Genomic DNA, 23,395 nt, shown 5'->3' on the forward strand with positions numbered 1-23,395 from the left:
CTCGTACTGGACGTACTTGGGCGATTCGGGCGTGCGTCCAGCCGGGATGCCCGGCGTCGCGGGCCCGGAAAGATCCGCCGTACAGGCCCTAGCGGACACCGTGGCCCTGGTGGGCGCACTACTCCCGTCCGTCCGTACAATTCCCCAGGTTGAAGGCACGTGGCGCGCCTCACGAGGGGGAACTGACATGAACGACAGGCCGGCACAGCAGGGACTTCGCTCGCCCGCCGCCGAGGCAGGGGCCGGGCGGTTCGGACGGCGGATCGCGGTGGTCTTCGGGTTGCTCGCGCTGGGGGTCGCCGGGCTGTCCTTCGAGGCCCACGTCTACGACCAGCAGGTGACCCAGGTGCTCGCGCACTGCCACCACGTCGCGGGGGTGCCGGCGCTCGCCAGCGTGGCGAGCGCTGCGGCGCTGCTGCTGACCCTGGCGGGCGCGGCGGTCGCGGTGTGGGCGCTGGTCCGTTCCCCGCGCGACGGTAGTGCCGGGGTCGGCCTCGGGACGGCGCTGTTGGCGCTGCTGCTGCTGGTCGCGGTGGTGCTGCTGCTGGTCGACGTGCTGGCGGTGCACCAGGACTTCATGCCGGGCAACTTGGCTCCGTACGCCTGCGATTGAGTGCAGACCACGGGCCCGGGCACGCGCTAGTATCCTGCCACCGGGGGTGGCTCGCCGCCGGTGGATGACGGGGGAGCGCGAAAGAAATGAATGACATCCAGGTCCATCCCGACGGTGTGCGTGGCACGGCCAGGGCGGTGCGCGCGATTTCCGACCAGGCCTCGCCGACCGCCGACCACCTGCTGGACGACAGCCTGACGGTGGCTCAGGCGCAGCCCGCCTGGCAGTCCTCCTCGGCGCTGACCACCTGCGCCACCAACTGGCAGGCTCGGCTGAACGACATCGTCGGCCAACTGCGGGCCTACTCCGACCAGTTGAACCAGTCTGCCAACTCCTATGACGCGGCCGACGCCGAGGCGGGCCGCCGCTTCCAGCAGGCGGTCGCCGACCTGAACGCGAGCTGAGGCCGCCATGATCACCCTCGCGGACCTGCAACAGGCCGACCCCACGCAGTGGATGACGGCCGCCGACGGCTGGATGCTCGCCGCCCAGGAGGCGACCGATGCCTCCAACGACCTGCACGCGCAGGGCGTCGGCCCGCTCGGCGACCACTGGCAGGACGCGGTCGGCCAGGCGGCCGGTCAGAGGCTCTCCGGCCAGGCCGACGCGCTGGAGGCCGCCTCCGACATCATGCGCGGTGTGGCGATGGTGCTGCACGGCCTGACCCACAGCATCGAGTACGCCCAGAGCACGCTCAACCGCGCACTGGCCCTCGCCCAGCAGTTCAACCTGTCGGTCGACCTCGAAGGCGCGGGTGCCAGCATCCCGCCCGGCGGAGCCGACTCGCCCGACAACCGCGACGCGCTCGCCGAAGTCAACGGGCTGCTCGTCGAGGCGCTGGGCGAGGCCGCGCAGGCCGACCAGCAAGTGGCCGCCGAGCTCGCCAAGTTGGGCAACGACACCAATGTGACGGACCTGGGTCAGGCCTTGGACCAGATCCAGGGCGAGGCCTCCAACGTCGAACTCGCCGCCTACCAGGGCGACATCCCGAGCGGTGACAACCCGCAACTGGTCACCGACTGGTGGAACGGCCTCACCCCGCTCCAGCAGCACCAGTTCATGCTCTCCGAGCCGGTCGCCATCGCCGGCCTGCCCGGCATCCCCGACTCCGTCAAGGCCGAACTGCACGGCACGGACGGCAAGTACGACCGGGTGGCGTTCGTGCAGTACGCGCAGGCGCACTGGAACGACGGCCACGGGGACGTGAGCGGCGAGGACAACTGCACCAACTTCACCTCGAACGCGCTGCACGAGGCCGGGATGCAGTACAAGGGCTGGAACACGTACGACTCGAGCGGCTGGAACCAGAGCATCGCCGGCCAGAGTGGCTGGGACTTCGGCCTGGGCTTCATCGCCGGGCAGGAGCACAGCGACAGCTGGAGCGCCGCCCAGAACCTGCACGACTTCCTGACCGGCAACGGCGGCCAGGAGGTGACACAGGATCAGGTGAAGCCGGGTGACATCGTCTTCTTCCAGGAGAACAACAACCAGGACCCCAGCCTCCCGCAGGGCCAGATCCACCACACCGCGATCGTCACCGCCGTGACCCCGGACGGCGACGTCCGCTACACCCAGCACTCCGATCCGCGGCTCAACGTCAGCCTGGACGGACGCACCGAGCACGAGGTCCGGGCCGAGGGGCAGCAGAACGTGCTCTTCGTCCGCCCCCAACCGAACTGGTACTGACCGCGAGTTCCGATTCCACCCCGCACCGCACGACCTCTCACCGCGGCTGCGCCGAACAGTGCGGCCGGGCACAGCGATTGACCTGTCCTCGCCTCAACACGCGTGGCAGTGCCGTTACGGAAGCGTCCCGCGGTAGGTCCCCGCCGCCCACGTCTTGAAGTGCGGCGACCGCGCTATCAGGTCCCGGTACGAGGCGGCGGCCGCGCCGAAGAGCGTCGCCGCCACGTCCTCGGCCACGCTCTCCTTGCGCCAGGCCAGCAGGTAGCGGCACCAGACGGGCGTGCCGATCAGGGGCCGGACGATGACGCCGGGGATCGTCCGGGTCGTCGCCTGCACCAGCGAGACGCCGAGGCCGTCGGCGATCATGTCCAGCAGTTGGAGCCGGTCGCCGAGGAACTCGTGCACCATCGCCGGCGCGAAGCCGACCGCCGCGCAGGCCGCGTAGAAGACGCCGGGCCAGCCGGCACCGTCGTCGGGGGTGAGGAACCAGGGGTCCTCGGCCAGGTCGGCGAGCTCGACCGCCGTGCGGTGCTTCAGCCGGTGCCCGGCGGGCAGGGCCACGAACGAGGGCTCGGTGACGATCCCGCGATGCTCGATGGCGATGGAGTGCCGCAGCTCCAGACCCGGGTAGTCCACGCCGATGGCGGCGTCGAGCATGCCCGTCTCCAGGAGCTCGACGATCTGGGAGGACCGGTACACGCTGCTCACCGTCAGCACCAGATCAGGCAGTTCGGTCCGCAGGCGTCCGACCATGCCCGACAGGATCGGGGAGTTGGTGGCGGCCAGCCGCAACACGGGTCGCGGCGCCGCGTCCTCGACCGGGCCCCGTCCGATGGCCTCGACCCGGGCCAGCACGTCCCGGGCCCGCGCGACCACCTCCACACCGAACCTGGTCGGCCGCACGCCCGCAGCGTTGCGCTCGAACAGCGCCTCGCCGAAGTGGAGTTCGATCCTGCGCAGTTGCGTGCTCATCGCCTGCTGCGAGTACCCCGACTCGGCCGCGGCCCGGCCCAGGCTCCCCGCGTCCGCGATCGCGCACAGAGCCTGTAGGTGTCGAAGCTCCAGCTCCACGCGCACGCCCCCGGGTCCTCGCACTGCTTGAGCAGTCGAATCGCATAGTAATCAGATACGCGACAGGCGGGTTGTCGGTGTGCCGCTGTCCCGTCAGGGGATCCGGAAGTGATGGACCTGTGGACGCGTCGAACGCACGAACACCCTGTGAGCGCCGTGCGGTATGGTCCGCCCGACAGGCGAACGGGGGACACCATGGACGATCCACAGGACTGGCGCTCACCTGGGCTTCCGGCGTTGACGAAGGAGCAGCGCAGGCAGCTCACCAAGGTCGGGTTCGACCTCGATCGGCTCTACCAGTTGAGCCGCAGCAGGTACGGCGTCTCGCAGATCCGCAGCGTGCTGCTCTGCTTCACCGACTGCTACCCGGGCGAGCAGCCCGGCACCGCGGACGTGGCGCGGGTGGGCGAGGCGTGGCGGATGGCGAGCCATCGGCCCGGGTCGGTGCTGCGCGAGCAGTTGAAGCAACGCGGCCTCGGCCACCTGGACCCGGACAACGGGTTGACGCGCTCGGCGCTCGGCGACCGCAAGGCGCTGGAGGAGCGGGAGCGCAAACCGCTGCGCCCGCGCACCCCGGGGCGGGCGGTGCTGGGCTGGGCGCTGGTGCTGCTGCTGGTCATCGTCCAGGCGCTGCTGGGCTTCGTGGACCTGGGCATCGGCATCGTGATCGGCGGTATCGGACTGATCGTCGGCTGGTTCCTGCCGGTGCGCCGGCTGGTCTACGGCAGGCGGACCGCGCCGCGCGCAGTGAAGGTGGCCTACGTGCTGGGCGCCCTCGCGCTCTGTTACGCGACCGCGTCCGCGGGGGCGGTGGCGGTGATGGCGCTCGGCACCCACGGGACCGTCCACATCGCCTACGAGGACTCCGAGATCGGCAGCCACGGCACCCACTACCGCCAGTGCTACCTGGACCTGCCGGGCGGCATCGAGCCGCTGCGCACCACCGGCTCCTGCCCGGCACCCGGGGGCGCCCCGGTCAGTGCGTTCTACCTGCCGGGCGGTGACTCGCCGCTGCGGCCGGTGCTGGCGGACTCGGCCTCGCTGGAGCAGGCCGGTCTGCTGTGGGGCCTGCCCACGGTGCTGGGCCTCGGGCTGCTCGGGTACGCGGTGGTGGCGAGCACCCGCGGCCTGGAACGGCCGGCCCCTCGGCCACCTGACGGGGAGTCACCTGGCCGCAGCCGTCATCACGGTCAGTAGCGGCTCCCAGCGGCTCCCAGCGGCTCCCAGTGGCATCCGGGCCTCACCCGATCCCCCGGAACACGCGGCGTTGACGAGGCTGGGTCCGCCGCGACGGCAGGTTCGCTCAGGCTTCCAGTGTGGCGCGGATGAGATCGCGCAGCTCGTCATCGGTGATTACTACCGCGTCCTGGGACCGCAGCCGAATGGTCCCCTTCCCGCTCACGAGCGTGGGGTGTCGGGAGCTGAAGCCCGCATCGCGGTCCTTGCCCCACCCGTAGATCGAGACACCGTGCTGCCAGGCGCCGACATGAAGCTTGCGCTTTCCAACTCGGTAGGTCGGCATCCCGTATGACAGCACCAGGCCCGCCTCCGGGAACGCCTCCAGGATCAGGCCGCTCACCCGATCGAAGAGAGGGCGGTGTTCGGGAGCGATCCCGTCGATGTACTCCTGCACGGCGTCCATGTGATCCATTGTTGTCGTGCCTCACCCGGAACGCCGCCTCATCAGCGGACCCCGGGAGCTGCGCCGCGCCGCCACTCACGGTAGGCACGGGTGGAGTGCGGCACCCACGCGGTGATCGATGCCGTGATCGGCATCTGCAGACACGCGACTCCGGTACTGTCTACACAGATGTAGACGCTAGTGTCGCGGCATGACAACTTCGACGACTACCGCGAGCCCTAGAGGCGCCTCGGGCAGCGCTCGACGGAACACCGCACGGCGCCAAGGCCGGAGCCGTGCGGTGTTCCGCTCAGCCGAACATGCCCTGTGACCAGGCCCAAGAAGCTCCGATCCCGTCGTCAGCGACCCGCGCGATGCCCCACACGCCTTGGGAGCAGTTGATGTAGGGGGTTTGGTAGCTGTAGAACCAGGCTGTGCCCGGGAAGATGTCGTTGGCGGGCGAGTCACCGGGAATGCCGTAGGTGACGCCGTTGCACTTGTCGTAGACGCCGGTGTAGACGCGCACGTCGGTGCTGCCACCCATCATGAGGACCCTGCTGTAGTACACGCCGGGGGAGACCTCATCGACGCAGGGTTGCAGGGTCCAGCCCCACCAGGGGCCCTGAGAGGGGCCACATTGCTCGCCGCCGACGTTCGCGTTGGCTGTGCCGGCGGTGGTGAGGGTGGCACCGCCGGCGATGGTCAGCACGGCGGCGGCCATGGCTATGGTGCGGCGGAGCTTGGGTGTCTTCAACAGCTTGGGCATGGCTTCCCCCGTGTTTCATCCAGCCCACAAAGGCCGGCAACGGCCATGCCCTTGGGGGCATGGGGGCAGGCGGTGTGTTGGTGGCCGGCCCGGTCCGATGGTCGAGGCTGGAGAACGCTTGTGCTAGGGGAGGCGGAAGTTCACCGGAGATTCCCGGACACACAGCCGCTGCCCGGCTGCCCGCCGTTGCCACCTGGAGCCCGACCTCCGGCAGCCGGGTCCGGTTGACCGGGCCGGCCGACCCGGCAGTGCCACCCACCAGGGCCTGACGACGGCAGTCAGGGCCCAAGTCGGGGACGCCGGTGCGGCCCCGCGTCTCGCCTGCTTAATCCCTGGCATCTCATCAATAACTTCTGCACCAACCGGTTTCGGCTGAAACCGTTCTCTCTGGCGCCGCATCTGCCACTCCTTGGCTACGTTGCCTCACGGCCCCGTCCCTCCCACGGCGCTCACGGGAGAGGAGACCGGGCGCTCGCACCGACGGCAGCGGCAGCGCGGCCACACATCGGGCAACGGGCGGGTGTCCGGCTCGTCGGACCGGATCCGGCGGGAGGAGAGCTTGATGCGCCGGCCGGTGGCGGTGATCCGGTAGACGTGCAGGGTCATGACGCTCTTCTTCACGGGTGGCTCAGTTCCTCGCGCAGAGAGGGCAGTTCGGCCAGCCCAGTGGGCACGACGGAACCCCGGAGGACCCGGCCCGTGCAGTGCGCGTGAGCGGCGATGTGGTCGGTGATCGCGGTGAGCGTGCGGACGCCGCAACCGCCGATCTCGATGTGCGCCCCGGCGGGCGTGATGGTGATCCGGGCGCCGCCCTCCAGGGCCACCAGCGGCGGAAGTCCGGCCAGCGCGAGGGCGTCCACCAGGGCGGCGACGGCGAGTTCGGCGGCTTCGCGCTGCTCGCGGCAGGCGCGGTCCTCGGGGGACTCAACGCTGGTGCTGGGCACGGGCGTTCAGGCCGTCGCGGAGCAGGGCGGTCAACTCGTCGGCCACGTCGGGGCGGACCCGCCCGAGGGTGACGAGGTAGTGGCCGGTGATGGTGGGCCAGTCCACGCCGAGGGAGGGGATGGTGATGTCGGCCTCGGTGAGGATGGCGGTGAGGGCGGCGGCGGAGGTGATGGCGCGCTGCTCGGAGGGGTCGATGGGCATGGTGACTCGTGCTGCCATGGTGCTGTCTCCTTGGCGGTCCCGGCTGGCCGGGTCTGCTGAGTATGCGGATGGCTGTGCGCGGAAAGCAGCGTCGTAGGTCCGACAGTTGACGGTCCGTCGACGCTCTGTTCGGCATGGAACACGCTAGGGCATGAGGGGCCAATATTGCTACCGATTTGGTAGTCGCTCGTATGGGTGACTCTGCCGGTGGGCCCGCCACTCGCCCGGGTTGGACCTGCTCAGTCACTGGACGGCAGACTGTCAGCACCTGTCGAGGAAGGAGCGCCGGACCGCATGCCACCCCGCCTGTCGCCGACTGTCCGTCAGCAGCGCTTGGGCATCGAGCTGCGCAAGCTGCGTGAGTACGCGGGGATGACCCCGCAGGCCATGGCTGCGGCGCTCGGTACCGATACCCCGAAAATCAGCCAGATGGAGTCGGGTAAGGCTGGGATCAGTCCCGAGCGGCTCCAGTCCTGGGCTATCGCAAGTAAATGCACTGATGACGAGTTGATCGGTGCGCTCGCGGCCATGACGCAAGATCGCGGAAAACGATGGTTCGATGAGTATCGAGGCCGTCTCCCCGCCGGCTTTCTCGACATCGCGGAGATGGAGTACTACGCCGATGACGAAAGAGGTCTGATTACCTGGGCGACTACCTATATTCCTGGGCTGGTGCAGACGGGCGCGTATGCCGGTGCCGTCTTCGCACGCATCAGGCCTCCGCTCCCCAGGTATGAGGTGGACGCACGCACTGCGTTCCGCGTGCAGCGGCAACGGGTCGTGCTCGACGGCAAGCCGTACGCGGCATACATCCACGAGGCAGCCCTGCGCATGCAGTTCGGCGGCCCCGCTGTGTTGCGCGACCAGCTGAAGAGCCTCTTGGAGGATTCGGAACGCCCCAATGTCACCGTCCGCGCCATCCCGTTCGATGTGGATACCTTCCCGGGCGCCGGAGAGAACCTGACCTTGGCCGTGGGTGCGGTTCCGGAGCTTGACACGGTGCAGATCGACTTGACCCAGAGTCCGCAGTTCATTCATGCCGAGGCGGAGTTGCGGACTTACCGCAGCATGGTTGCGGAGGTCGACGGTACGGCGCTCTCGCCAGATGCCTCCCGCGATTTTATCCGTAAGCTCATGCAAGACTTGAAAGGCTGAGATCTATGACCCCTTGGCAGAAGTCGTCGTTCAGCGGAAGTGCCAATGAGTGCATTGAGGTCCGCACTGTCGACGGAATGGTAGAGGTTCGCGAGTCCGATTCTGCTGAAATTATCGTTCGGACCACTCCGGGGAAGTGGGCGCGATTCCTGCTCGGCGTACAGAACGGGGAGTTCGACAGTCACGGAGACTTCTCCGCCTGACATCGACCCTCGCACCTGGCCTCCGCCCTCCCTGAGGGAGCGAGGTCGTTCCACTATCGAGAAGAGACAGGATCAAGTGAGCTACTTCCCCGACGCCTCTGCACTCCCGGTGGCCTGGCAGAAGTCGAGCCGGAGCAACCAGAACGACAACTGCGTCGAGTGCGCCGCCGCCTCCGGCGACATCGCCGTCCGGGACAGCAAGGACCCCGCCGGCCCCGCCCTCCGCTTCTCCGCGAAGGCCTGGGCAGCGTTCGCCGATGCGGCGGGCGGTGACCGGCTCGTGGTGGCCGATCGCTGATCGGAGGCGCGGAGCCCGACCGGCTCAGCGTGCCCGGCGCTCCGCGAGCCGCTCCCGCAGGCGGGCGTGGCGGAACTGGTAGACCGGGCCGACCTGCCGCAGCACGCCGAGGCGGTGGGCATCAGCCAGGAACTTCGACAGGCGCCAGGGGAGGCGGCCGCTGAGGGCGTGGTGGAGGTGGGCGTGGCGGTAGGCGAACCACGATGTGCGGACCAGCCCGATCGCCGCGCCCAGCACGCCGGCCTCGATCGCCAGTACGGACATCCCGACCCATGCGTCTGACCACGTCAGCGACATGCCTGCGCCCACGACGACGAAGAAGAGCGCGCAGCCGACTGCCGACAGCAGACCGACCCCGAGGGCGGGTCGCACCGCGCTCCGTCGGCCGCGTGCCAACGCGCTTGCTGGATCGGCCAGTTCCTCCCGCTTGATCGGCGCGGTCAGCAGGTTGAACAGCCACTGGATCGCGACGGTACCGACGAGTGCCGCGAAGGACGCCAGCGGGAAGAGGTTCGGCACCGGCCCTGACCGGTGCTGCGTCCAGCGGACGAACGAGATGCCGTTTGCCGCCGCCCAGAATAGCCAGCAGCACAGCAGAAGCGCAGCCCAAGGCCGGCGCAGCAGCGCGCCGAGCACGGCGGGGCCCGGTCGTTCGGTGGTCCGGAGCACCGCCGGCCTGATGGCACTTCCGCGAGCCCCGGCAGCCCCGGCGCATCCGCCGACCGAGAAGCCGAGGACGCCGCCGCCGAACAGCAGAGCACCCCAGGGCAGGACCTGGTACGGCTGGCCGATCGCGAGGAGGTCCGCTGCCAGCAGCGGGATGGCGAGCAGCCAGGTGGCTGCCCCGGTCAGCAGCGCCCGCCGCCACGAGGAAACCCGCTGATGCAGCTGCCACCACGAGAGGTCATCCGAGTGGCGGACCGTCAGATCGGTGGCCAGGAAGCCCAGCCAGCGCTCGGCGCGATCGAGCGCCCAGCGGCGTCGCCGCGCTGCCGGTTGTGCCGGCGCTGCCGGCACATCGGTGAAGACGCTTGGGAGGAGGCCGTCGAGTAGATGGTTCTCCAGCTCGCGGACCTCGGTGAAGGACAGCAGATGCGCCGGGTCCGGGTGGCCGGCGCCATGTACCGCGCGGATCAGGCCGAGCATCAGGGGGTTGGCCGAGACGGTCAGCAGTGGCCCGGACAGCTCGCCCGCCAGTACCGCGAAGACCGGCTGCCATGGCCCGTGTCGCTGTGGTGGCACCACCGCCTCCAGGTAGGCGAGTGCGTCCTGCGGCATCACTGGCTGCGCCCGCACCACCGCGGCGGACCGCAGCACGCCGCCGGTGTAGTCGGCAGCACGGCAGGTCAGGATCAGCGGGGCGGTACCCGCCGCACCCTTGTTCAGCCGATCAAGTGCGGCGGCCCGGCGCGGTGGTGACATCTCGTCGAGCCCGTCCAGCACCGGCGTGATCAGCTGGGCGTCGAGCAGCAGCTGTCGTTGCGCCTTGGGGTAGTCCTCGGCCAGCCGGGCTGCCAGCCAGGCCTGGAAGTGTTCTCGCAGCGGATCCCAGGAGCCCAGTGAGAGCAGCACCGGCACCGGGTCGTCGGCCGTCCGGTCCGCCAGCAGGCGCAGCGTCAGCAGCACCGCCACGCTCGACTTGCCCGAACCGGCCTCGCCGAGCAGGACCAACCGCTGCTTCGGCAGTGCCAGGAAAGCCGCCGCGAACGCGGCCAGGTCGCCCGCCTGCGCCTGCTCGACCTGCCCGGCCAGACGCACGTGGTCGCCGTACTCGTGGTGGGCGTCGACCCAGCGAGTGGACAGCGGAGCTGGGTCGAGCAGTCCGCGCAGGCCGGCCTCGCGTGACCACTGGAGATGGACCATCCGCGCGAATCGGCGGGCGGCCTGCTCCTCCTCGGTGAGCGGCGCGGCGACGTAGGTGATCGGCCCGGTGATGCTGCCGGCCTGCACCACGAACTCGGCCCGGCCGTGGAACTCGTTGTGCACGTTCTGCGCCACGGTGTCAGCCCCGCTGCAGCACGCGGGTCGCCCCCGTCACCGCCGTGGTCGCCAGCAGCCAGCCGGTCATCACCAGGCCGGCGCTCAGCCACTGGCTGAAACCGGCCGGTGCCCAGCCGTCCTGGCCCAGGTTGACGATCGGCAGCACCAGGCTGGCCGAGTACAACGCGGCGTTCCAGTGCGGGTGTTCGTCCAGCTTGGCGGGCGGCGGCTGGTGGCCGGCGAACCAGAGGGTGCCCAGCAGCCAGGCGGCCAGCAGCCAGGCCGCCGCGCGGCGCGGGCGGTAGCCGTAGCCCACCGTGATGTCCTGGAAGCGGCACCAGAGTCGGCCCAGCAGGGGCAGGTTCTGGGTGCGGCGGTGCTGCTTGGCGTACTGCACCTCGCGGGCGTCCTCGTCGAGGCCGTCGCGGCGCAGGGCGGCGGCCAACTGCTCGTAGGGCTCGGGGTGGTAGGCGTCCAGTGCGTGGTCCAGCCAGTTGACCCGCTGGGCGACGGTGAAGGCGCTGCCCTCCGGTGGGCGCAGGTACTCGTAGGCGAAGCCGGTCAGCCGGACCTTGTGGTTGGTCGGCCAGGCGCTGGGGGAGTCGACCAGATTGCCGATCCGGGCCCGGGAGAGAGCGACGGTGCCGGTAGGCGGGGTCGGGCAGGTGAAGCGCAGTTCGGGGGTCTGGATCCGGCGTAGCGAGAGTTCCTGGCCGTCCGCCAGGTGGAACTCGGCGTTGGCGATCAGGCAGGCGGACTCGAAGCGGGCGTCCTCCAGGCGGACCCCGCCGAAGGCGCGGAACGGCACGCTGAGGCTGCCGAGCGCGGCCGCCTCGCCGAATCCGTGGCCGTACATGTCACCGGGCGCGCTGCCCTGCGCCATAGGCGTCCCGGCGAGAGCCTCGGCCTCGGGTCGTGGCCCCGGGACTCCCGGAGCGGTCTCCGCCACCTCCTCCGCGCGCGGGTCCGAAGTCTGCGCGCGGTAGAACGGCCCCGGGTCGGCGTTGCGCAGGCTGTAGAGCACCCCCTGCACTGCGAGCGGGTGGGCGCTGGGGTGCGGTCGGATCGGCCCGGCGGGCAGCCAGCCGCTCAGGTAGCAGGTGCTGCCGACGTTGATCCGGGCCGCGTTGAGGCAGTTGCTCTGCCCGGGGCGGGCGCGCAGCTCGGCGCCGCGCAGCGAGAGCCGGCCGCCGATCTTGGCGGTGCGCAGGCTCAGGTCGCCGTAGGTGATCAGCCGGTCGGCCTCGAAGTCCTGATGGACCGTCATGCCGTCGGCCGAGAAGGCGTGTTGGTACTGGTCGCAGCCCGCCATGAGGTAGTTGACGATCAGGTCGGTGCCGATCTGCGCGTCCGTCAGCCGCACCCCGAACGGCACCACGCAGCGGGCCAGCACCAGATCGCCGGCGGTGGTCAGCCGGGAGCCGTCCAGCCGGGGCAGCCAGCAGCCGTCGAAGCGCACCGTGCCCGCCTGGGCCTCGGAGAGCAGCACGCCGGTGTCGAAGCGGCAGGCGCGCAGTTCGAGGAAGTCGGTGATCCGCCCGCCGGCGAGGTCCAGGCGCCCGGTGACCAGCGCGCCGGTGAGCTTGAGGCCGCGCACCGTGCCGGGTATGGCGGCCGGGCCGGCGAGCAGCAGCAGCGCCAGCACCTCGGCCCGTACGGTCCGCTCCGGGCCCCAGCCGGCCGGTGAGGCCGGATCGTCCGCGTGCCGGTCGCCGACCGACAGGTCGTAGACCTCGCCACGCCGGAAGGCTTCCCATAACCGCTGCTCGACCGGGTTCCAGTCGGCCGGCGCCGCCTGCGTTCCCGAGTTCCCCGTGCTCCCCATGTTCCCCGCCATCCCCGCGTCCCCTGCTGTTCCCTGCCCCTGGACGCCGCGCAGCGGACGTCTCAGCGTTCGTATCACGGACTGATATGTGGGGCCACCCATTCCGGCCACTCCTTACACTGGGCCGTGTGATCTCTCGAATCGACCTGCGCGGCTCCACCAGCGACCCGCGTGACCTGCTGCCCCGTGCCGAGTTCGACGTGGAAGCCGCCCTGGAGACGGTGCGGCCGATCTGCGAGGACGTACGCCATCGCGGGGTCGCGGCGCTGATCGAGATCACCGAGCGCTTCGACGGCGTCACGCTGGCGACCACCCGGGTGCCCGAGGCGGCGATCACCGCCGCCCTGACCGCCCTGGACCCGAAGGTCCGCGCGGCCCTGGAGGAGTCGATCCGCCGGGCCCGCCTGGTCCACCGTGAGCAGCGCCGCACCGACCACACCACCCAGGTGGTGCCCGGCGGCACGGTCAGCGAGCGGTGGGTGCCGGTGGACCGGGTCGGCCTCTACGTGCCGGGCGGGCTGGCCGTCTACCCGTCCTCCGTTGTGATGAACGTGGTGCCCGCCCAGGAGGCCGGCGTCCAGGGCATCGCGGTCACCTCGCCGCCGCAGAAGGACCACGGCGGCCAGGTGCACCCGACCATCCTGGCGGCCTGCGCGCTGCTCGGCGTCACCGAGGTGTACGCGGTCGGCGGCGCCCAGGCGATCGCGATGTTCGCCTACGGCACCGAGGAGTGCGCGCCGGTCAACCTGGTCACCGGCCCGGGCAACATCTACGTGGCGGCCGCCAAGCGCCTGCTCAAGGGCCGGATCGGCATCGACGCCGAGGCCGGACCGACCGAGATCGCCGTGCTGGCCGACGACAGCGCGGTGCCCGCCGAGGTGGCCGCCGACCTGATCAGCCAGGCCGAGCACGACCCGATGGCCGCCTCGGTGCTGGTCACCGACTCCCTCGCGCTGGCCGACGCGGTCGACGTCGAGCTGGCCAAGCAGGTGGCCGAGACCAAGCACCGCGAGCGGGTCACCACCGCGCTGACCGGCCGGCAGTCCGGCACCGTGCTGGTGGACGACCTGGCGCAGGGCCTGGCCGTGGTGAACGCCTACGCCGCCGAGCACCTGGAGATCCAGACCCGGGACGCGGCCGCCGTCGCCGCCCGGGTGCGCAACGCGGGCGCGATCTTCGTCGGCCGGTTCGCGCCGGTCTCGCTGGGCGACTACGCGGCCGGTTCCAACCACGTGCTGCCCACCGGCGGCTGCGCCTGCCACTCCTCGGGCCTGTCCGTGCAGTCCTTCCTGCGCGGCATCCACGTGATCGACTACAGCCGCGAGGCGCTGGCGGACGTCGCCGCGCACGTGGTGAACCTCGCCAACGCCGAGGACCTGCCCGGCCACGGCGATGCCGTCCGGGCACGTTTTGCCGAAGGCGAACTGGAGCAGCACAGCGACTGGACGGTGCCGAACTCTTGAAGATCGACGACCTGCCCGTCCGTGACGAGCTGCGCGGACAGTCGCCCTACGGCGCCCCGCAGCTGGACGTCCCGGTCCAGCTGAACACCAACGAGAACCCGTACCAGCTGCCCGAGCCGCTGGTGGCCCGGATCGCCGAGCGGGTCGCCGACGCCGCCCGCAAGCTCAACCGCTACCCGGACCGGGACGCGGTCGAGCTGCGCACCGAGCTGGCCCGCTACCTGACCCGCACCACCGGGCACCCGCTGGAGCTCGGCCAGGTCTGGGCGGCCAACGGCTCCAACGAGGTCATCCAGCAGCTGCTGCAGACCTTCGGCGGCCCGGGCCGCAGCGCGCTCGGCTTCGAGCCGTCCTACCAGATGCACGAGCTGATCTCCCGGGGCACCGGCACCCGCTGGATCGCCGGTCCGCGCAACGCCGACTTCACCATCGACGTGGACGCGGCGATCGCGGCACTCGCCGAGCACCGCCCGGACGTGCTCTTCATCTGCTCGCCGAACAACCCGACCGGCACCGCTGTGGAGCGCGACACCGTGCTCGCGCTCCACGACGCCGCGCAGGCGGTCAAGCCGACCGTGGTGATCGTGGACGAGGCCTACGTCGAGTTCTCGCACCGCGCCTCGCTGCTGCCGCTGATCGAGGGCCGCCCGCTGCTGGTGGTCACCCGGACGATGTCCAAGGCCTTCGGCGCGGCCGGCCTGCGCCTGGGCTACCTGGCCGCCGACCGGGCCGTGGTGGACGCCGTGCAACTGGTCCGGCTGCCCTACCACCTCTCGGCCGTCACCCAGGCGACCGCGCTGGCCTGCCTGGAGCACACCGACACGCTGCTCGGCTACGTCCAGAAGCTCAAGGGCGAGCGCGACCGGCTGGTCGAGGCGCTGCGCGCGCTGGGCCTGACCGTCACCGACTCGGACTCGAACTTCATCCAGTTCGGGACCTTCGAGGACCAGCGCGCCGTCTGGCGGGCGATCCTCGACCGCGGCGTGCTGATCCGCGACAACGGCGTCCCCGGGTACCTGCGCGTCACGGCCGGCACCCCCGCCGAGAACGACGCCTTCCTGGACGCCGTCCGCACCGTCACCAAGGAACTGTCACCAAGGAGCTGTAAGAACTGATGTCCCGCATCGGGCGCGTTGAGCGCACCACGAAGGAGACCACGGTCCTGGTCGAGATCGATCTCGACGGCACCGGCCAGACCGACATCTCCACGGGCGTCGGGTTCTACGACCACATGCTCGACCAGCTCGGCCGCCACGGCCTCTTCGACCTCACCGTGAAGACCGAGGGAGACCTGCACATCGACACCCACCACACCATCGAGGACACCGCCCTCGCGCTGGGTGCCGCCTTCAAGCAGGCGCTCGGCGACAAGACCGGCATCTACCGGTTCGGCAACTGCACCGTCCCGCTGGACGAGTCGCTGGCCCAGGTGACCGTCGACCTCTCCGGTCGCCCGTACCTGGTGCACACCGAGCCCGAGAACATGGCGCCGATGATCGGCAGCTACGACGTGACGATGACCCGGCACATCCTGGAGTCCTTCGTCGCCCAGGCGCAGATAGCCCTGCACGTGCACGTCCCGTACGGGCGCAACGCGCACCACATCGTGGAGTGCCAGTTCAAGGCGCTGGCCCGGGCGTTGCGCTACGCCTCGGAGTTCGACCCGCGGGCGAAGGCGGCCGGCATCCTCCCCTCGACGAAGGGCGCGCTGTGAACACGGCCACCGTGCTGATCGTCGTGGGGCTGTTCCTGGCCGGCGGCGTGTACTCGTTCTGGAAGCAGAAGCTGCCCAAGGGCGTCGTCTTCCTGCTCGCCATCAGCTCGGCGTTCTGCCTGGCCGCCGGCGTCCTGCGCCTCTAGACCCTGGAGCTGTCCCCGATATGGGCAAGAACGTCGTGGTCCTCGACTACGGATCAGGAAACCTCCGCTCCGCGCAGCGGGCCGTCGAGCGCACCGGCGCCACCGTCACGGTGACCTCCGACTTCCAGCAGGCACTGGACGCGGACGGCCTGCTGGTGCCCGGCGTCGGCGCCTTCGAGGCGTGCATGCGCGGGCTGAAGGCGGTGCGCGGCGAGCAGATCATCGGGCGCCGGCTGGCCGGTGGCCGTCCGGTGCTGGGCATCTGCGTGGGCATGCAGATCCTCTTCGAGCGCGGGGTCGAGCACGGGGTGGAGACGGCGGGCTGCGACGAGTGGCCCGGCACGGTCGAGCCGCTGGACGCGCCGATCATCCCGCACATGGGCTGGAACACGGTCTCCTGGCCCGAGCGCAGCCGGCTCTTCGCCGGCCTCGACCAGGACAGCCGGTTCTACTTCGTGCACTCCTACGGGGTGCGGCGCTGGGAGCTGGAGATCACCAACGAGAAGATCAACGCCCCGCTGGTCAGCTGGACCACCCACGGGCAGCCGTTCGTCGCGGCGGTCGAGAACGGCCCGCTCTGGGCCACCCAGTTCCACCCCGAGAAGTCCGGCGACGCCGGTGCCGCCCTGCTGACCAACTGGGTCAACACCCTCTAGTTCCACGAAGGTTGTACGTAAATGAGCCGCCTCGAACTGCTCCCCGCCGTCGACGTCCGTGACGGTCAGGCCGTGCGCCTGGTCAAGGGCGCCTCCGGCACCGAGACCTCCTTCGGCGAGCCGCTGGCCGCCGCGCTGGCCTGGCAGAGCGCCGGCGCCGAATGGCTGCACCTGGTCGACCTGGACGCCGCCTTCGGCACCGGCGACAACCGCGAGCTGCTGCGCGAGGTCACCGGGCGCCTGGACATCAAGGTCGAACTCTCCGGCGGCATCCGCGACGACGCCTCGCTCGCCGCCGCCCTGGCCACCGGCTGCACCCGGGTCAACCTGGGCACCGCCGCGCTGGAGAGCCCCGAGTGGGTGGCCAAGGTGATCGCCGAGCACGGCGACAAGATCGCGGTCGGCCTGGACGTGGTCGGCACCACGCTGCGCGGCCGTGGCTGGACCAAGGACGGCGGCGAGCTGTACGAGGTGCTGGCCCGCCTGGACGCCGAGGGCTGCGCCCGCTACGTGGTCACCGACGTCAACCGGGACGGCACCCTGACCGGCCCCAACCTGCAGCTGCTGCACGACGTCTGCGCCCGCACCGACCGGCCCGTGGTCGCCTCCGGCGGCGTCTCCTCGCTGGACGACCTGCGCGCCATCGCCACCCTGGTGCCCGAAGGTGTCGAGGGCTCGATTGTGGGCAAGGCCCTCTACGAGCAGAAGTTCACCCTTGAGCAGGCCCTGGAGGCTGTGTCCTAGTGACGGATCGTCAGATCGTGCGCGGCAGGGTCTTCGGCTCCCTTCCCTGGGAGGAGGACTTCGGCTGCGCCCGGGCCGTCGCGGTCGGCGACCAGGTGTACGTCGCCGGCTGTACCGCCTGGGTGGACGGGCAGATCGAGCGCGAGGGCGACCCCTTCACGCAGACCCTGAGCGCCTTCGGGATCGGCCTCGAAGCCCTTGCCGCGTACGGCCTGACGGCGGACCACGTGGTCCGCACCCGGATGTACATCAGCCATCTGCGCGACGTCGACGAGGTCGGCCGCGCGCACAAGCAGCTCTTCGACGCGGTCCGCCCGGTGGCCACCATGGTGGTGGTCGACGGGCTGATCGACTCCCGGATGCTGGTCGAGGTCGAACTCGACGCCTACCGCGCCGGATTGGCGCAGACCCTGGAAGGACAGCAGTGACGCTCGCGGTACGTGTGATCCCCTGCCTGGACGTGGACGCGGGCCGGGTGGTCAAGGGCGTCAACTTCCAGAACCTGCGCGACGCCGGCGACCCGGTGGAGCTGGCCCGGGCCTACGACGCCCAGGGCGCCGACGAGTTGACCTTCCTGGACATCACCGCCTCGTCCGGCGACCGGGAGACCACCTACGACGTGGTGCGCCGCACCGCCGAGCAGGTCTTCATCCCGCTCACCGTGGGCGGCGGCATCCGGTCCGTCGAGGACGTCGACAAGCTGCTGCGGGCCGGCGCCGACAAGGTCGGCGTCAACACCGCCGCGATCGCGCGGCCCGAGCTGATCCGCGAGATCGCCGAGCGCTTCGGCCGCCAGGTGCTGGTCCTCTCGGTGGACGCCCGCCGGGTCCAGCCGGGCACCGAGACCGCTTCGGGCTTCGAGGTCACCACCCACGGCGGGCGGCGTGGCACGGGCCTGGACGCGGTCGAATGGGCCGAGCGCGCCGCCGAGTTGGGCGCCGGCGAGATCCTGCTCAACTCGATGGACGCGGACGGCACCAAGGACGGCTACGACCTGGCGATGATCCACGCGGTGCGCGAGCGGGTCGCCGTCCCGGTGATCGCCTCCGGCGGCGCCGGCAAGCTCGCCGACTTCGCCCCGGCGGTCGCCGCGGGCGCGGACGCGGTGCTGGCCGCCTCCGTCTTCCACTTCGGCGACCTGCTCATCGGCGACGTGAAGGACGCGCTGCGCGAGGCCGGGCACCCGGTCCGGTAGCGGGCGCCGGAGCGGCAACGGCTCAGTTCTTCAGCGGCGCCGTGAGCTTCGGCCCGCCCTGCGCGCGGGAGGCGGCCAGCAGGCAGGTCGCGTCCCGGTAGCCCTGCTGGTAGTACGTCAGCGACGGTTCCAACTGCAAGGGGTACCACGTCCCGCCGCCCTGCTTCGCCTCCCAGTCGGCCGCCACCGGCTGGCAGGCCTTCACCAGGGCGAGGCCGAGCTGGCTCTCCTTGGTGAGCCCGTCGGGCAGCGTCGGGTTGCCGATCGCCTCCGCGTCGTGCGGCTGGTCGCACGCGCGGGCCTGCGACACGGTGATCACGGGGCTCAACTGCGGGTCGTCCAGGCAGCCGCCGACCGGGTACCAGGGGTACGGCAGCTGCTTGCTGGGGCTGGGCGAGGGGGACGGCGAGGGGCTGGGAGACGGGGACGCGGAGGGCGCGGGCGGCGGCGCGGCGGCCGAGTGCTTGCCACCGGGCCACAGCAGCGCCGCCGTCACCGCACCGGCGGTGAGCAGCAGCACGACGGCGAGCGCGAGCAACGGGCCGGTGCGGCGTGCGGGCTGGGTCATGCGCACCAGAATCCCGCAGTGCGGTACGCCTCGTGGCCCAGTTGCCACAACTGCCGTCCGAAAGATCGTCGGGGTTCCCCGCCGGCGCCCGGTGCCTGCGACAATGTCCGCATGTCATCCGTACCGCCGTCCGTCCCCGCCGTCCCCGGCAGCACCGCCCTCGACCCGGCCGTCGCGGCCCGCCTCAAGCGCACCGAGGACGGCCTGCTGCCCGCCATCGCCCAGCAGCACGACACCGGCGAGGTGCTGATGCTCGGCTGGATGGACGACGAGGCCCTGCACCGCACCCTGACCACCGGGCGCTGCACCTACTGGAGCCGCAGCCGCCGGGAGTACTGGGTGAAGGGCGACACCTCCGGACACTTCCAGCACGTGAAGTCGGTGGCGCTGGACTGCGACGGGGACACCTTGCTGGTCCGGGTCGACCAGGTCGGCGCCGCCTGCCACACCGGCGCCCGGACCTGCTTCGACGAAGACGTGCTGCTGCCCCGCTGACCGCACTCCCGCCAACCCCTGAGAGATCGGTGCCCGCCTGATGGACCTCGAAGCCTTCCGCAAGCTCGCCGTCGACACCCGGGTCATCCCGGTCACCCGAAGGCTCCTGGCGGACGGCCTCACGCCGATCGGCCTCTACCGCTCGCTGGCGGGCGAGCGGCCCGGCACCTTCCTGCTGGAGTCGGCCGAGCAGGGCCGCAGTTGGTCGCGCTACTCGTTCGTCGGGGTGCGCGGCGCGGCCACCTTGACCGTCGGCCCGGACGGCGGGGCCCGCTGGCTGGGCAACCCCCCGGTCGGCATCCCGCGCACCGGCGACCCGCTGGAGGTGCTGCGGGCCGCCCTGGCCGCCCTGCACACCCCCCGGCACCTCGACGACGGCCTGCCGCCGCTCACCGGCGGCCTGGTCGGCTACCTCGGCTACGACATCGTCCGCCGCCTGGAGAAGCTGCCCGACCTCAACCCGGACGACCTGCGGCTGCCCGAGCTCACCATGATGCTCGCCACCGACCTGGCGGTGCTCGACCACGTGGACGGCAGCGTGCTGCTGATCGCCAACGCGGTCAACCACAACGACCTGGCCAGCGGCGCCGACGAGGCCTACGCGGACGCGGTGGCCCGGCTCGACGCGATGGAGGCGGAGCTGGCCAAGCCGGTCGATCCGGGCCTGGCCACCTTCACCCCCACCGCGGCTGACGCCGTGTCACCGTTCGGCGGGGCGCCGTTCCGGGCCGCCGTCGAGCAGGTCAAGGAGCGGATCCGGGCCGGCGAGGCCTTCCAGGTGGTCCCCTCACAGCGCTTCGAGGCGCCCTGCCCCGCCTCCGCGCTCGACGTCTACCGCGTGCTGCGCACCACCAACCCCAGCCCGTACATGTACCTGTTCCGGTTCCCCGGCCCGGACGGCGAGGCCGAGGGCGGCTTCGACGTGGTCGGCTCCAGCCCGGAGGCGCTGGTCAAGGTGACGCAGGGCCAGGCGATGGTCCATCCGATCGCCGGCACCCGGCACCGCGGCGCCACCCCGCAGGAGGACGCCGAGCTGGCCGCCGAGCTGCTCGCCGACCCCAAGGAGCGGGCCGAGCACCTGATGCTGGTGGACCTCGGCCGCAACGACCTGGGCCGGGTCTGCACCCCGGGCAGCGTCGAGGTGGTCGACTTCATGTCGGTCGAGCGCTACAGCCACGTGATGCACATCGTCTCCACCGTCACCGGCGAGGTCGCCGCCGGCCGCACCGCCTTCGACGTGCTCACCGCCTGCTTCCCGGCCGGCACCCTCTCCGGCGCGCCCAAGCCCCGCGCGATGCGGATCATCGAGGAGCTCGAACCCACCCGCCGCGGCCTCTACGGCGGCTGCGTCGGCTACCTCGACTTCGCCGGCGACGCCGACACCGCGATCGCCATCCGCACCGCCGTGCTGCGCGACCACACCGCCTACGTCCAGGCCGGCGCGGGCGTGGTCGCCGACTCCGACCCGGCGAGCGAGGACACCGAGTGCCGCAACAAGGCCGCCGCCGTACTGCGCGCCGTCGCCACGGCCAACACGCTGCGCGCGCCGGTAGCGTGAAGGACGCCCGATCGTTGTGTCTCACAGGGAGGTGGCGAGGATGACCGCGATGGCAACCGAGAGCGCCTGGGATGTGCACGAGGCTGTCGACTTCCCGCGTGGCTACCACGTCGAGATCACGGACGGGAAGATCATCATGAGGCCTCAGGGCCTGACGCAGATGAAGGTCATCTTCAAGGCGGCTCGGCAGATCGAGGACCAGCTGGCCGAGCGGGGTGACTACATCTCCGACGTCATGGTGGACTTTCCGTCCAGCCTTTACGGCTACGCACCCGACCTCGCGGTCGTCGCCCCCGGCGCGGAGCTCAACGGCCGAGGCCGTTACGAGTGGCACGACCTCGAAGCCGTCCTCGAGGTCGTCTCGAAGTCCAATCAGGACAACGACTTCGTCAAGAAGCTCGGGCTCTACGCCGAGTGCGCCATCCCGATCTACGTGGTCATCGACCCGTCCACCGCCCTCTGCACCCTGCACAGCTCTCCACAGAGCGGCCGGTACGAGCTGAGCGAGCCCGTCCCGTTCGGCGAGGACCTCGTGCTGCCCCTCGACGGCCGCACCATCACCATCAGGACCGGCGGTTTCCCCCGCGACTGAGGACGACCCGGTGTCCGGGCGGCAGGCATCCCGGGGGATAGTGGACGGATGACTGCCACGCCCGCCCCCGCTCCCACCCGCACCGCCGCCGATCGGCGCAGCCTGGCGATGATGCTGCTGCTCACCGTGGGTGGGGCGACGCTGGTGCTGGTGGCGGTGGGGCGGACCTGGGCCGAGGGGCAGGTCAAGGGGCTCGCGGTGAGTGCGCCCGGGAGTGAGGTGTCGGGGCTGCCGCAGGCGATGGCGCTGGTCGGGCTGGCCTCGGCGGTGGCGATCTTCGCGGTGCGCGGGGTCGGGCGGTACGCGGTCGGCGCGCTGGTGACGCTGGCCGGGGTCGGGGCTGCGGTGGCGGCGGGGCTGGGCGCGACCAACAGCACGGCGGTGGACAGCGAGGCGGCGAAGAAGCTCGGGCTGCTGGGCACCTCCGCGGAGCAGGTCAGCCACACCGCCTGGCCCTGGGTGGCGCTGCTCGGCGGCCTGCTGCTGGCCGCGGCCGGGGTGCTCACGCTGCTGCGCGGGCGGGCCTGGCCGAGCATGGGCACGCGCTACGACGCCCCGGTCGCGAAGCAGCCGAAGGCGCAGCCGGCGGGCCCGCAGACGCCCGCCGATCTGTGGAAGGCGCTGGACCGGGGCGAGGACCCGACCGTGCCCGCCGTCGGGTCGCGTCAACCGTGACCGTCCTCACTCGGACCCGGCTTTGGGGCGTCGCGAGGCGTCCGCAACAATGGAGGGTGACAATCCGCCGAGGCCGGCACCGACCCCCGGTAGGACCGTAGAACCAAGGAGCACCCAGATGTCGTCGCAAGCCCACGGACACACCCCCGCCGCCTGGACCGGGTCGGCCATCGTCTTCCTCGGCTTCTGCGTCAGCGGCGCCGCGATGATCATGGCCTCGGTGCCGATCTTCTGGGTCGGGATCGCCGTCATCCTGGTCGGCGGCGTGGTCGCCAAGGCGATGTCGATGGCCGGCATGGGCAAGGTCGCGGACAACACGACGGCGACCGTCATCGCCGAGGCGCGCGCCAGGGCCGCCGCCAAGGCTGACGTCGCGGCCACGGCCGAGCCGGCCGCCGTCGCCGCCCACTGAGGCGCACCACTCACTGCCGCACCGCCCCGGACCGGGGCGCCCGCACGCACGCTGCCGGGCGCCCCGGTCCGCGTGCTTGCGGGGGCTCGCGTCGCGCCGTCCGCGCCCCCGCCGGGTGCCGTGCCGCACCGCCACCCGCGCGGGGTAGCGCGTGGCTCACCCGGACGAGGGCAGAATCAGCACCGTGACCGCCCCCAGCACCCCGGCCGGCCCCGCGCCAGTCCTGCGCCGCATCGCCCGTCCGCTCACGGCACTCGCCGCCGTCGCGCTGCCCACGCTGTACGTCTCGGCGGTGGACCCGAACGCCCCGGGCCACTATCCGACCTGCCCCTTCCTGCAGGCCACCGGCTGGTGGTGCCCGGGGTGCGGCGGGCTGCGCTGCGTGCACGCGCTGAGCCGCGGCGAGTTGACCACCGCCTGCCACGACAACCTGCTCGCCGTCGCGCTCTTCGCGGTGCTCGGGGTGTTCTGGGTGCGCTGGCTCTGGTCGGCGCTGACCGGCGGGCGGCCGCCGCATCTGGTGCTGACCCGCGGGCGGCTGGTCGTGCTGCTGCTGGTGCTGCTCGCCTTCACGGTGGTCCGCAACCTGCCGGGCGGCGCGGGGCTGGCACCGCCGCTGGTCTGAGCGGCGGCTCCACCGGCAGCCTCACCGGCGGCTGCCCGGCGGCCCGGCCAGCGGTCGAACGGCCCGTGACCTGGCCGGTAGCCGTACCGCTCCGCGAGACGCGCGCCGGGCGAATGCGCCCCGCGCGCCCCGGTGCCGATACCATCGACAGCGTCGAAGGGGGCGCGTCCGATCGGATTCGCGCCGCT

30 protein-coding genes are annotated in these 23,395 nt (G+C 71.3%); 21 read left to right on the forward strand and 9 right to left on the reverse strand.

Annotated features, from left to right (window positions below; translation table 11 throughout):
• The first annotated feature begins 187 nt into the window (after positions 1–187).
• The 3 genes from ABH937_RS01560 (at position 188) to ABH937_RS01570 (ending at position 2,299) form a co-directional block, all read left to right on the forward strand.
• The gene (locus ABH937_RS01560; RefSeq protein ID WP_280687033.1) at positions 188–613 is read left to right on the forward strand and encodes a hypothetical protein; all 426 of its coding nucleotides are present in this window, start codon (positions 188–190) and stop codon (positions 611–613) included.
• An 86-nt stretch (positions 614–699) separates the two neighbouring features.
• On the forward strand, positions 700–1,017 hold the full coding sequence (locus ABH937_RS01565; RefSeq protein ID WP_280687034.1) for a type VII secretion target: 318 nt from the start codon (positions 700–702) through the stop codon (positions 1,015–1,017).
• A 7-nt stretch (positions 1,018–1,024) separates the two neighbouring features.
• The gene (locus ABH937_RS01570) at positions 1,025–2,299 is read left to right on the forward strand and encodes an amidase domain-containing protein (RefSeq protein WP_370216860.1); all 1,275 of its coding nucleotides are present in this window, start codon (positions 1,025–1,027) and stop codon (positions 2,297–2,299) included.
• 114 nt (positions 2,300–2,413) lie between these two features.
• Here the strand turns inward: ABH937_RS01570 and ABH937_RS01575 are convergent, their stop codons facing one another.
• Positions 2,414–3,370, reverse strand: a complete 957-nt coding sequence (locus ABH937_RS01575; RefSeq protein ID WP_370217126.1) for a LysR family transcriptional regulator — start codon at positions 3,368–3,370, stop codon at positions 2,414–2,416.
• A gap of 195 nt (positions 3,371–3,565) precedes the next feature.
• Between ABH937_RS01575 and ABH937_RS01580 the strand changes: the two genes are divergently transcribed.
• Positions 3,566–4,567, forward strand: a complete 1,002-nt coding sequence (locus ABH937_RS01580) for a hypothetical protein (RefSeq protein WP_370216861.1) — start codon at positions 3,566–3,568, stop codon at positions 4,565–4,567.
• 106 nt (positions 4,568–4,673) lie between these two features.
• On the opposite strand, the gene ABH937_RS01585 is transcribed toward ABH937_RS01580, so the two are convergent.
• The 5 genes from ABH937_RS01585 to ABH937_RS01605 form a co-directional block, all read right to left on the reverse strand.
• Positions 4,674–5,012, reverse strand: coding sequence for an iron chaperone (locus tag ABH937_RS01585; RefSeq protein ID WP_370216862.1), 339 nt, complete (start codon positions 5,010–5,012; stop codon positions 4,674–4,676).
• A gap of 289 nt (positions 5,013–5,301) precedes the next feature.
• A complete protein-coding gene (locus ABH937_RS01590) occupies positions 5,302–5,757 on the reverse strand; it encodes a hypothetical protein (RefSeq protein ID WP_370216863.1) in 456 nt (151 codons plus the stop codon).
• 423 nt (positions 5,758–6,180) lie between these two features.
• A complete protein-coding gene (locus tag ABH937_RS01595; protein ID WP_370216864.1) occupies positions 6,181–6,378 on the reverse strand; it encodes a hypothetical protein in 198 nt (65 codons plus the stop codon).
• Complete coding sequence (locus ABH937_RS01600) at positions 6,375–6,701, reverse strand: hypothetical protein (RefSeq protein ID WP_280687039.1); 327 nt, start codon at positions 6,699–6,701, stop codon at positions 6,375–6,377. The genes ABH937_RS01595 and ABH937_RS01600 overlap by 4 nt, the downstream gene beginning before the upstream one ends.
• A complete protein-coding gene (locus ABH937_RS01605) occupies positions 6,682–6,921 on the reverse strand; it encodes a hypothetical protein (RefSeq protein WP_370216865.1) in 240 nt (79 codons plus the stop codon). Before ABH937_RS01605 ends, ABH937_RS01600 begins: the two co-directional genes overlap by 20 nt.
• A 276-nt stretch (positions 6,922–7,197) precedes the next feature.
• Between ABH937_RS01605 and ABH937_RS01610 the strand changes: the two genes are divergently transcribed.
• The 3 genes from ABH937_RS01610 (at position 7,198) to ABH937_RS01620 (ending at position 8,559) form a co-directional block, all read left to right on the forward strand.
• Positions 7,198–8,058, forward strand: a complete 861-nt coding sequence (locus tag ABH937_RS01610) for a helix-turn-helix domain-containing protein (RefSeq protein WP_370216866.1) — start codon at positions 7,198–7,200, stop codon at positions 8,056–8,058.
• 5 nt (positions 8,059–8,063) lie between these two features.
• The gene (locus ABH937_RS01615) at positions 8,064–8,261 is read left to right on the forward strand and encodes a DUF397 domain-containing protein (RefSeq protein ID WP_370216867.1); all 198 of its coding nucleotides are present in this window, start codon (positions 8,064–8,066) and stop codon (positions 8,259–8,261) included.
• A gap of 76 nt (positions 8,262–8,337) precedes the next feature.
• Positions 8,338–8,559, forward strand: coding sequence for a DUF397 domain-containing protein (locus tag ABH937_RS01620; protein WP_370216868.1), 222 nt, complete (start codon positions 8,338–8,340; stop codon positions 8,557–8,559).
• A 24-nt stretch (positions 8,560–8,583) separates the two neighbouring features.
• Here the strand turns inward: ABH937_RS01620 and ABH937_RS01625 are convergent, their stop codons facing one another.
• Positions 8,584–10,557, reverse strand: coding sequence for a hypothetical protein (locus ABH937_RS01625; protein ID WP_370216869.1), 1,974 nt, complete (start codon positions 10,555–10,557; stop codon positions 8,584–8,586).
• A 4-nt stretch (positions 10,558–10,561) separates the two neighbouring features.
• Positions 10,562–12,364: an oxidoreductase gene (locus ABH937_RS01630; protein WP_370216871.1), complete on the reverse strand. Its 1,803-nt coding sequence runs from the start codon at positions 12,362–12,364 to the stop codon at positions 10,562–10,564.
• Positions 12,365–12,492: 128 nt separating this feature from the next.
• On the opposite strand from ABH937_RS01630, the gene hisD reads away from it, so the two are divergent.
• The 8 genes from hisD to hisF are packed head-to-tail and all read left to right on the forward strand — an operon-like array spanning position 12,493 to position 18,282.
• On the forward strand, positions 12,493–13,827 hold the full coding sequence (gene hisD / locus ABH937_RS01635) for a histidinol dehydrogenase (protein ID WP_370216872.1): 1,335 nt from the start codon (positions 12,493–12,495) through the stop codon (positions 13,825–13,827).
• Positions 13,824–14,942, forward strand: a complete 1,119-nt coding sequence (locus ABH937_RS01640; protein WP_370216873.1) for a histidinol-phosphate transaminase — start codon at positions 13,824–13,826, stop codon at positions 14,940–14,942. The genes hisD and ABH937_RS01640 overlap by 4 nt, the downstream gene beginning before the upstream one ends.
• Complete coding sequence (gene hisB, locus ABH937_RS01645; protein ID WP_280687048.1) at positions 14,942–15,541, forward strand: imidazoleglycerol-phosphate dehydratase HisB; 600 nt, start codon at positions 14,942–14,944, stop codon at positions 15,539–15,541. The genes ABH937_RS01640 and hisB overlap by 1 nt, the downstream gene beginning before the upstream one ends.
• Positions 15,538–15,687, forward strand: a complete 150-nt coding sequence (locus ABH937_RS01650; protein ID WP_266298987.1) for a hypothetical protein — start codon at positions 15,538–15,540, stop codon at positions 15,685–15,687. Before hisB ends, ABH937_RS01650 begins: the two co-directional genes overlap by 4 nt.
• A gap of 20 nt (positions 15,688–15,707) precedes the next feature.
• The gene (gene hisH, locus ABH937_RS01655; RefSeq protein WP_280687049.1) at positions 15,708–16,343 is read left to right on the forward strand and encodes an imidazole glycerol phosphate synthase subunit HisH; all 636 of its coding nucleotides are present in this window, start codon (positions 15,708–15,710) and stop codon (positions 16,341–16,343) included.
• A 21-nt stretch (positions 16,344–16,364) separates the two neighbouring features.
• Positions 16,365–17,087 (forward strand): bifunctional 1-(5-phosphoribosyl)-5-((5-phosphoribosylamino)methylideneamino)imidazole-4-carboxamide isomerase/phosphoribosylanthranilate isomerase PriA, encoded by a 723-nt coding sequence (gene priA / locus ABH937_RS01660; protein ID WP_280687050.1) that lies wholly within the window; start codon positions 16,365–16,367, stop codon positions 17,085–17,087.
• Complete coding sequence (locus tag ABH937_RS01665) at positions 17,087–17,515, forward strand: Rid family hydrolase (RefSeq protein WP_280687051.1); 429 nt, start codon at positions 17,087–17,089, stop codon at positions 17,513–17,515. Before priA ends, ABH937_RS01665 begins: the two co-directional genes overlap by 1 nt.
• Positions 17,512–18,282, forward strand: coding sequence for an imidazole glycerol phosphate synthase subunit HisF (gene hisF, locus ABH937_RS01670; protein WP_280687052.1), 771 nt, complete (start codon positions 17,512–17,514; stop codon positions 18,280–18,282). The genes ABH937_RS01665 and hisF overlap by 4 nt, the downstream gene beginning before the upstream one ends.
• A gap of 22 nt (positions 18,283–18,304) precedes the next feature.
• On the opposite strand, the gene ABH937_RS01675 is transcribed toward hisF, so the two are convergent.
• On the reverse strand, positions 18,305–18,850 hold the full coding sequence (locus ABH937_RS01675) for a hypothetical protein (protein ID WP_370216875.1): 546 nt from the start codon (positions 18,848–18,850) through the stop codon (positions 18,305–18,307).
• 111 nt (positions 18,851–18,961) lie between these two features.
• Between ABH937_RS01675 and hisI the strand changes: the two genes are divergently transcribed.
• From hisI to ABH937_RS01705, 6 genes are all read left to right on the forward strand, one after another.
• Positions 18,962–19,345 carry a phosphoribosyl-AMP cyclohydrolase gene (hisI, locus tag ABH937_RS01680; RefSeq protein WP_280687054.1) on the forward strand — a complete coding sequence of 128 codons (384 nt, stop codon included), beginning with the start codon at positions 18,962–18,964 and terminating at the stop codon, positions 19,343–19,345.
• 40 nt (positions 19,346–19,385) lie between these two features.
• Positions 19,386–20,903 carry an anthranilate synthase component I gene (locus tag ABH937_RS01685; RefSeq protein ID WP_370216876.1) on the forward strand — a complete coding sequence of 506 codons (1,518 nt, stop codon included), beginning with the start codon at positions 19,386–19,388 and terminating at the stop codon, positions 20,901–20,903.
• Positions 20,904–20,952: 49 nt separating this feature from the next.
• Entirely contained in the window at positions 20,953–21,495 is a 543-nt protein-coding gene (locus ABH937_RS01690) for a Uma2 family endonuclease (protein WP_370216877.1), read from the forward strand.
• A gap of 48 nt (positions 21,496–21,543) precedes the next feature.
• Entirely contained in the window at positions 21,544–22,170 is a 627-nt protein-coding gene (locus ABH937_RS01695; RefSeq protein WP_370216878.1) for a TIGR02234 family membrane protein, read from the forward strand.
• 118 nt (positions 22,171–22,288) lie between these two features.
• Positions 22,289–22,582: an HGxxPAAW family protein gene (locus ABH937_RS01700; protein ID WP_370216879.1), complete on the forward strand. Its 294-nt coding sequence runs from the start codon at positions 22,289–22,291 to the stop codon at positions 22,580–22,582.
• 184 nt (positions 22,583–22,766) lie between these two features.
• The gene (locus ABH937_RS01705; RefSeq protein ID WP_370216881.1) at positions 22,767–23,207 is read left to right on the forward strand and encodes a DUF2752 domain-containing protein; all 441 of its coding nucleotides are present in this window, start codon (positions 22,767–22,769) and stop codon (positions 23,205–23,207) included.
• Positions 23,208–23,395: the final 188 nt, after the last annotated feature.

Origin of the sequence: Kitasatospora sp. GAS1066B (genome assembly GCF_041262605.1) — a bacterium.
Lineage (GTDB): Bacteria > Actinomycetota > Actinomycetes > Streptomycetales > Streptomycetaceae > Kitasatospora.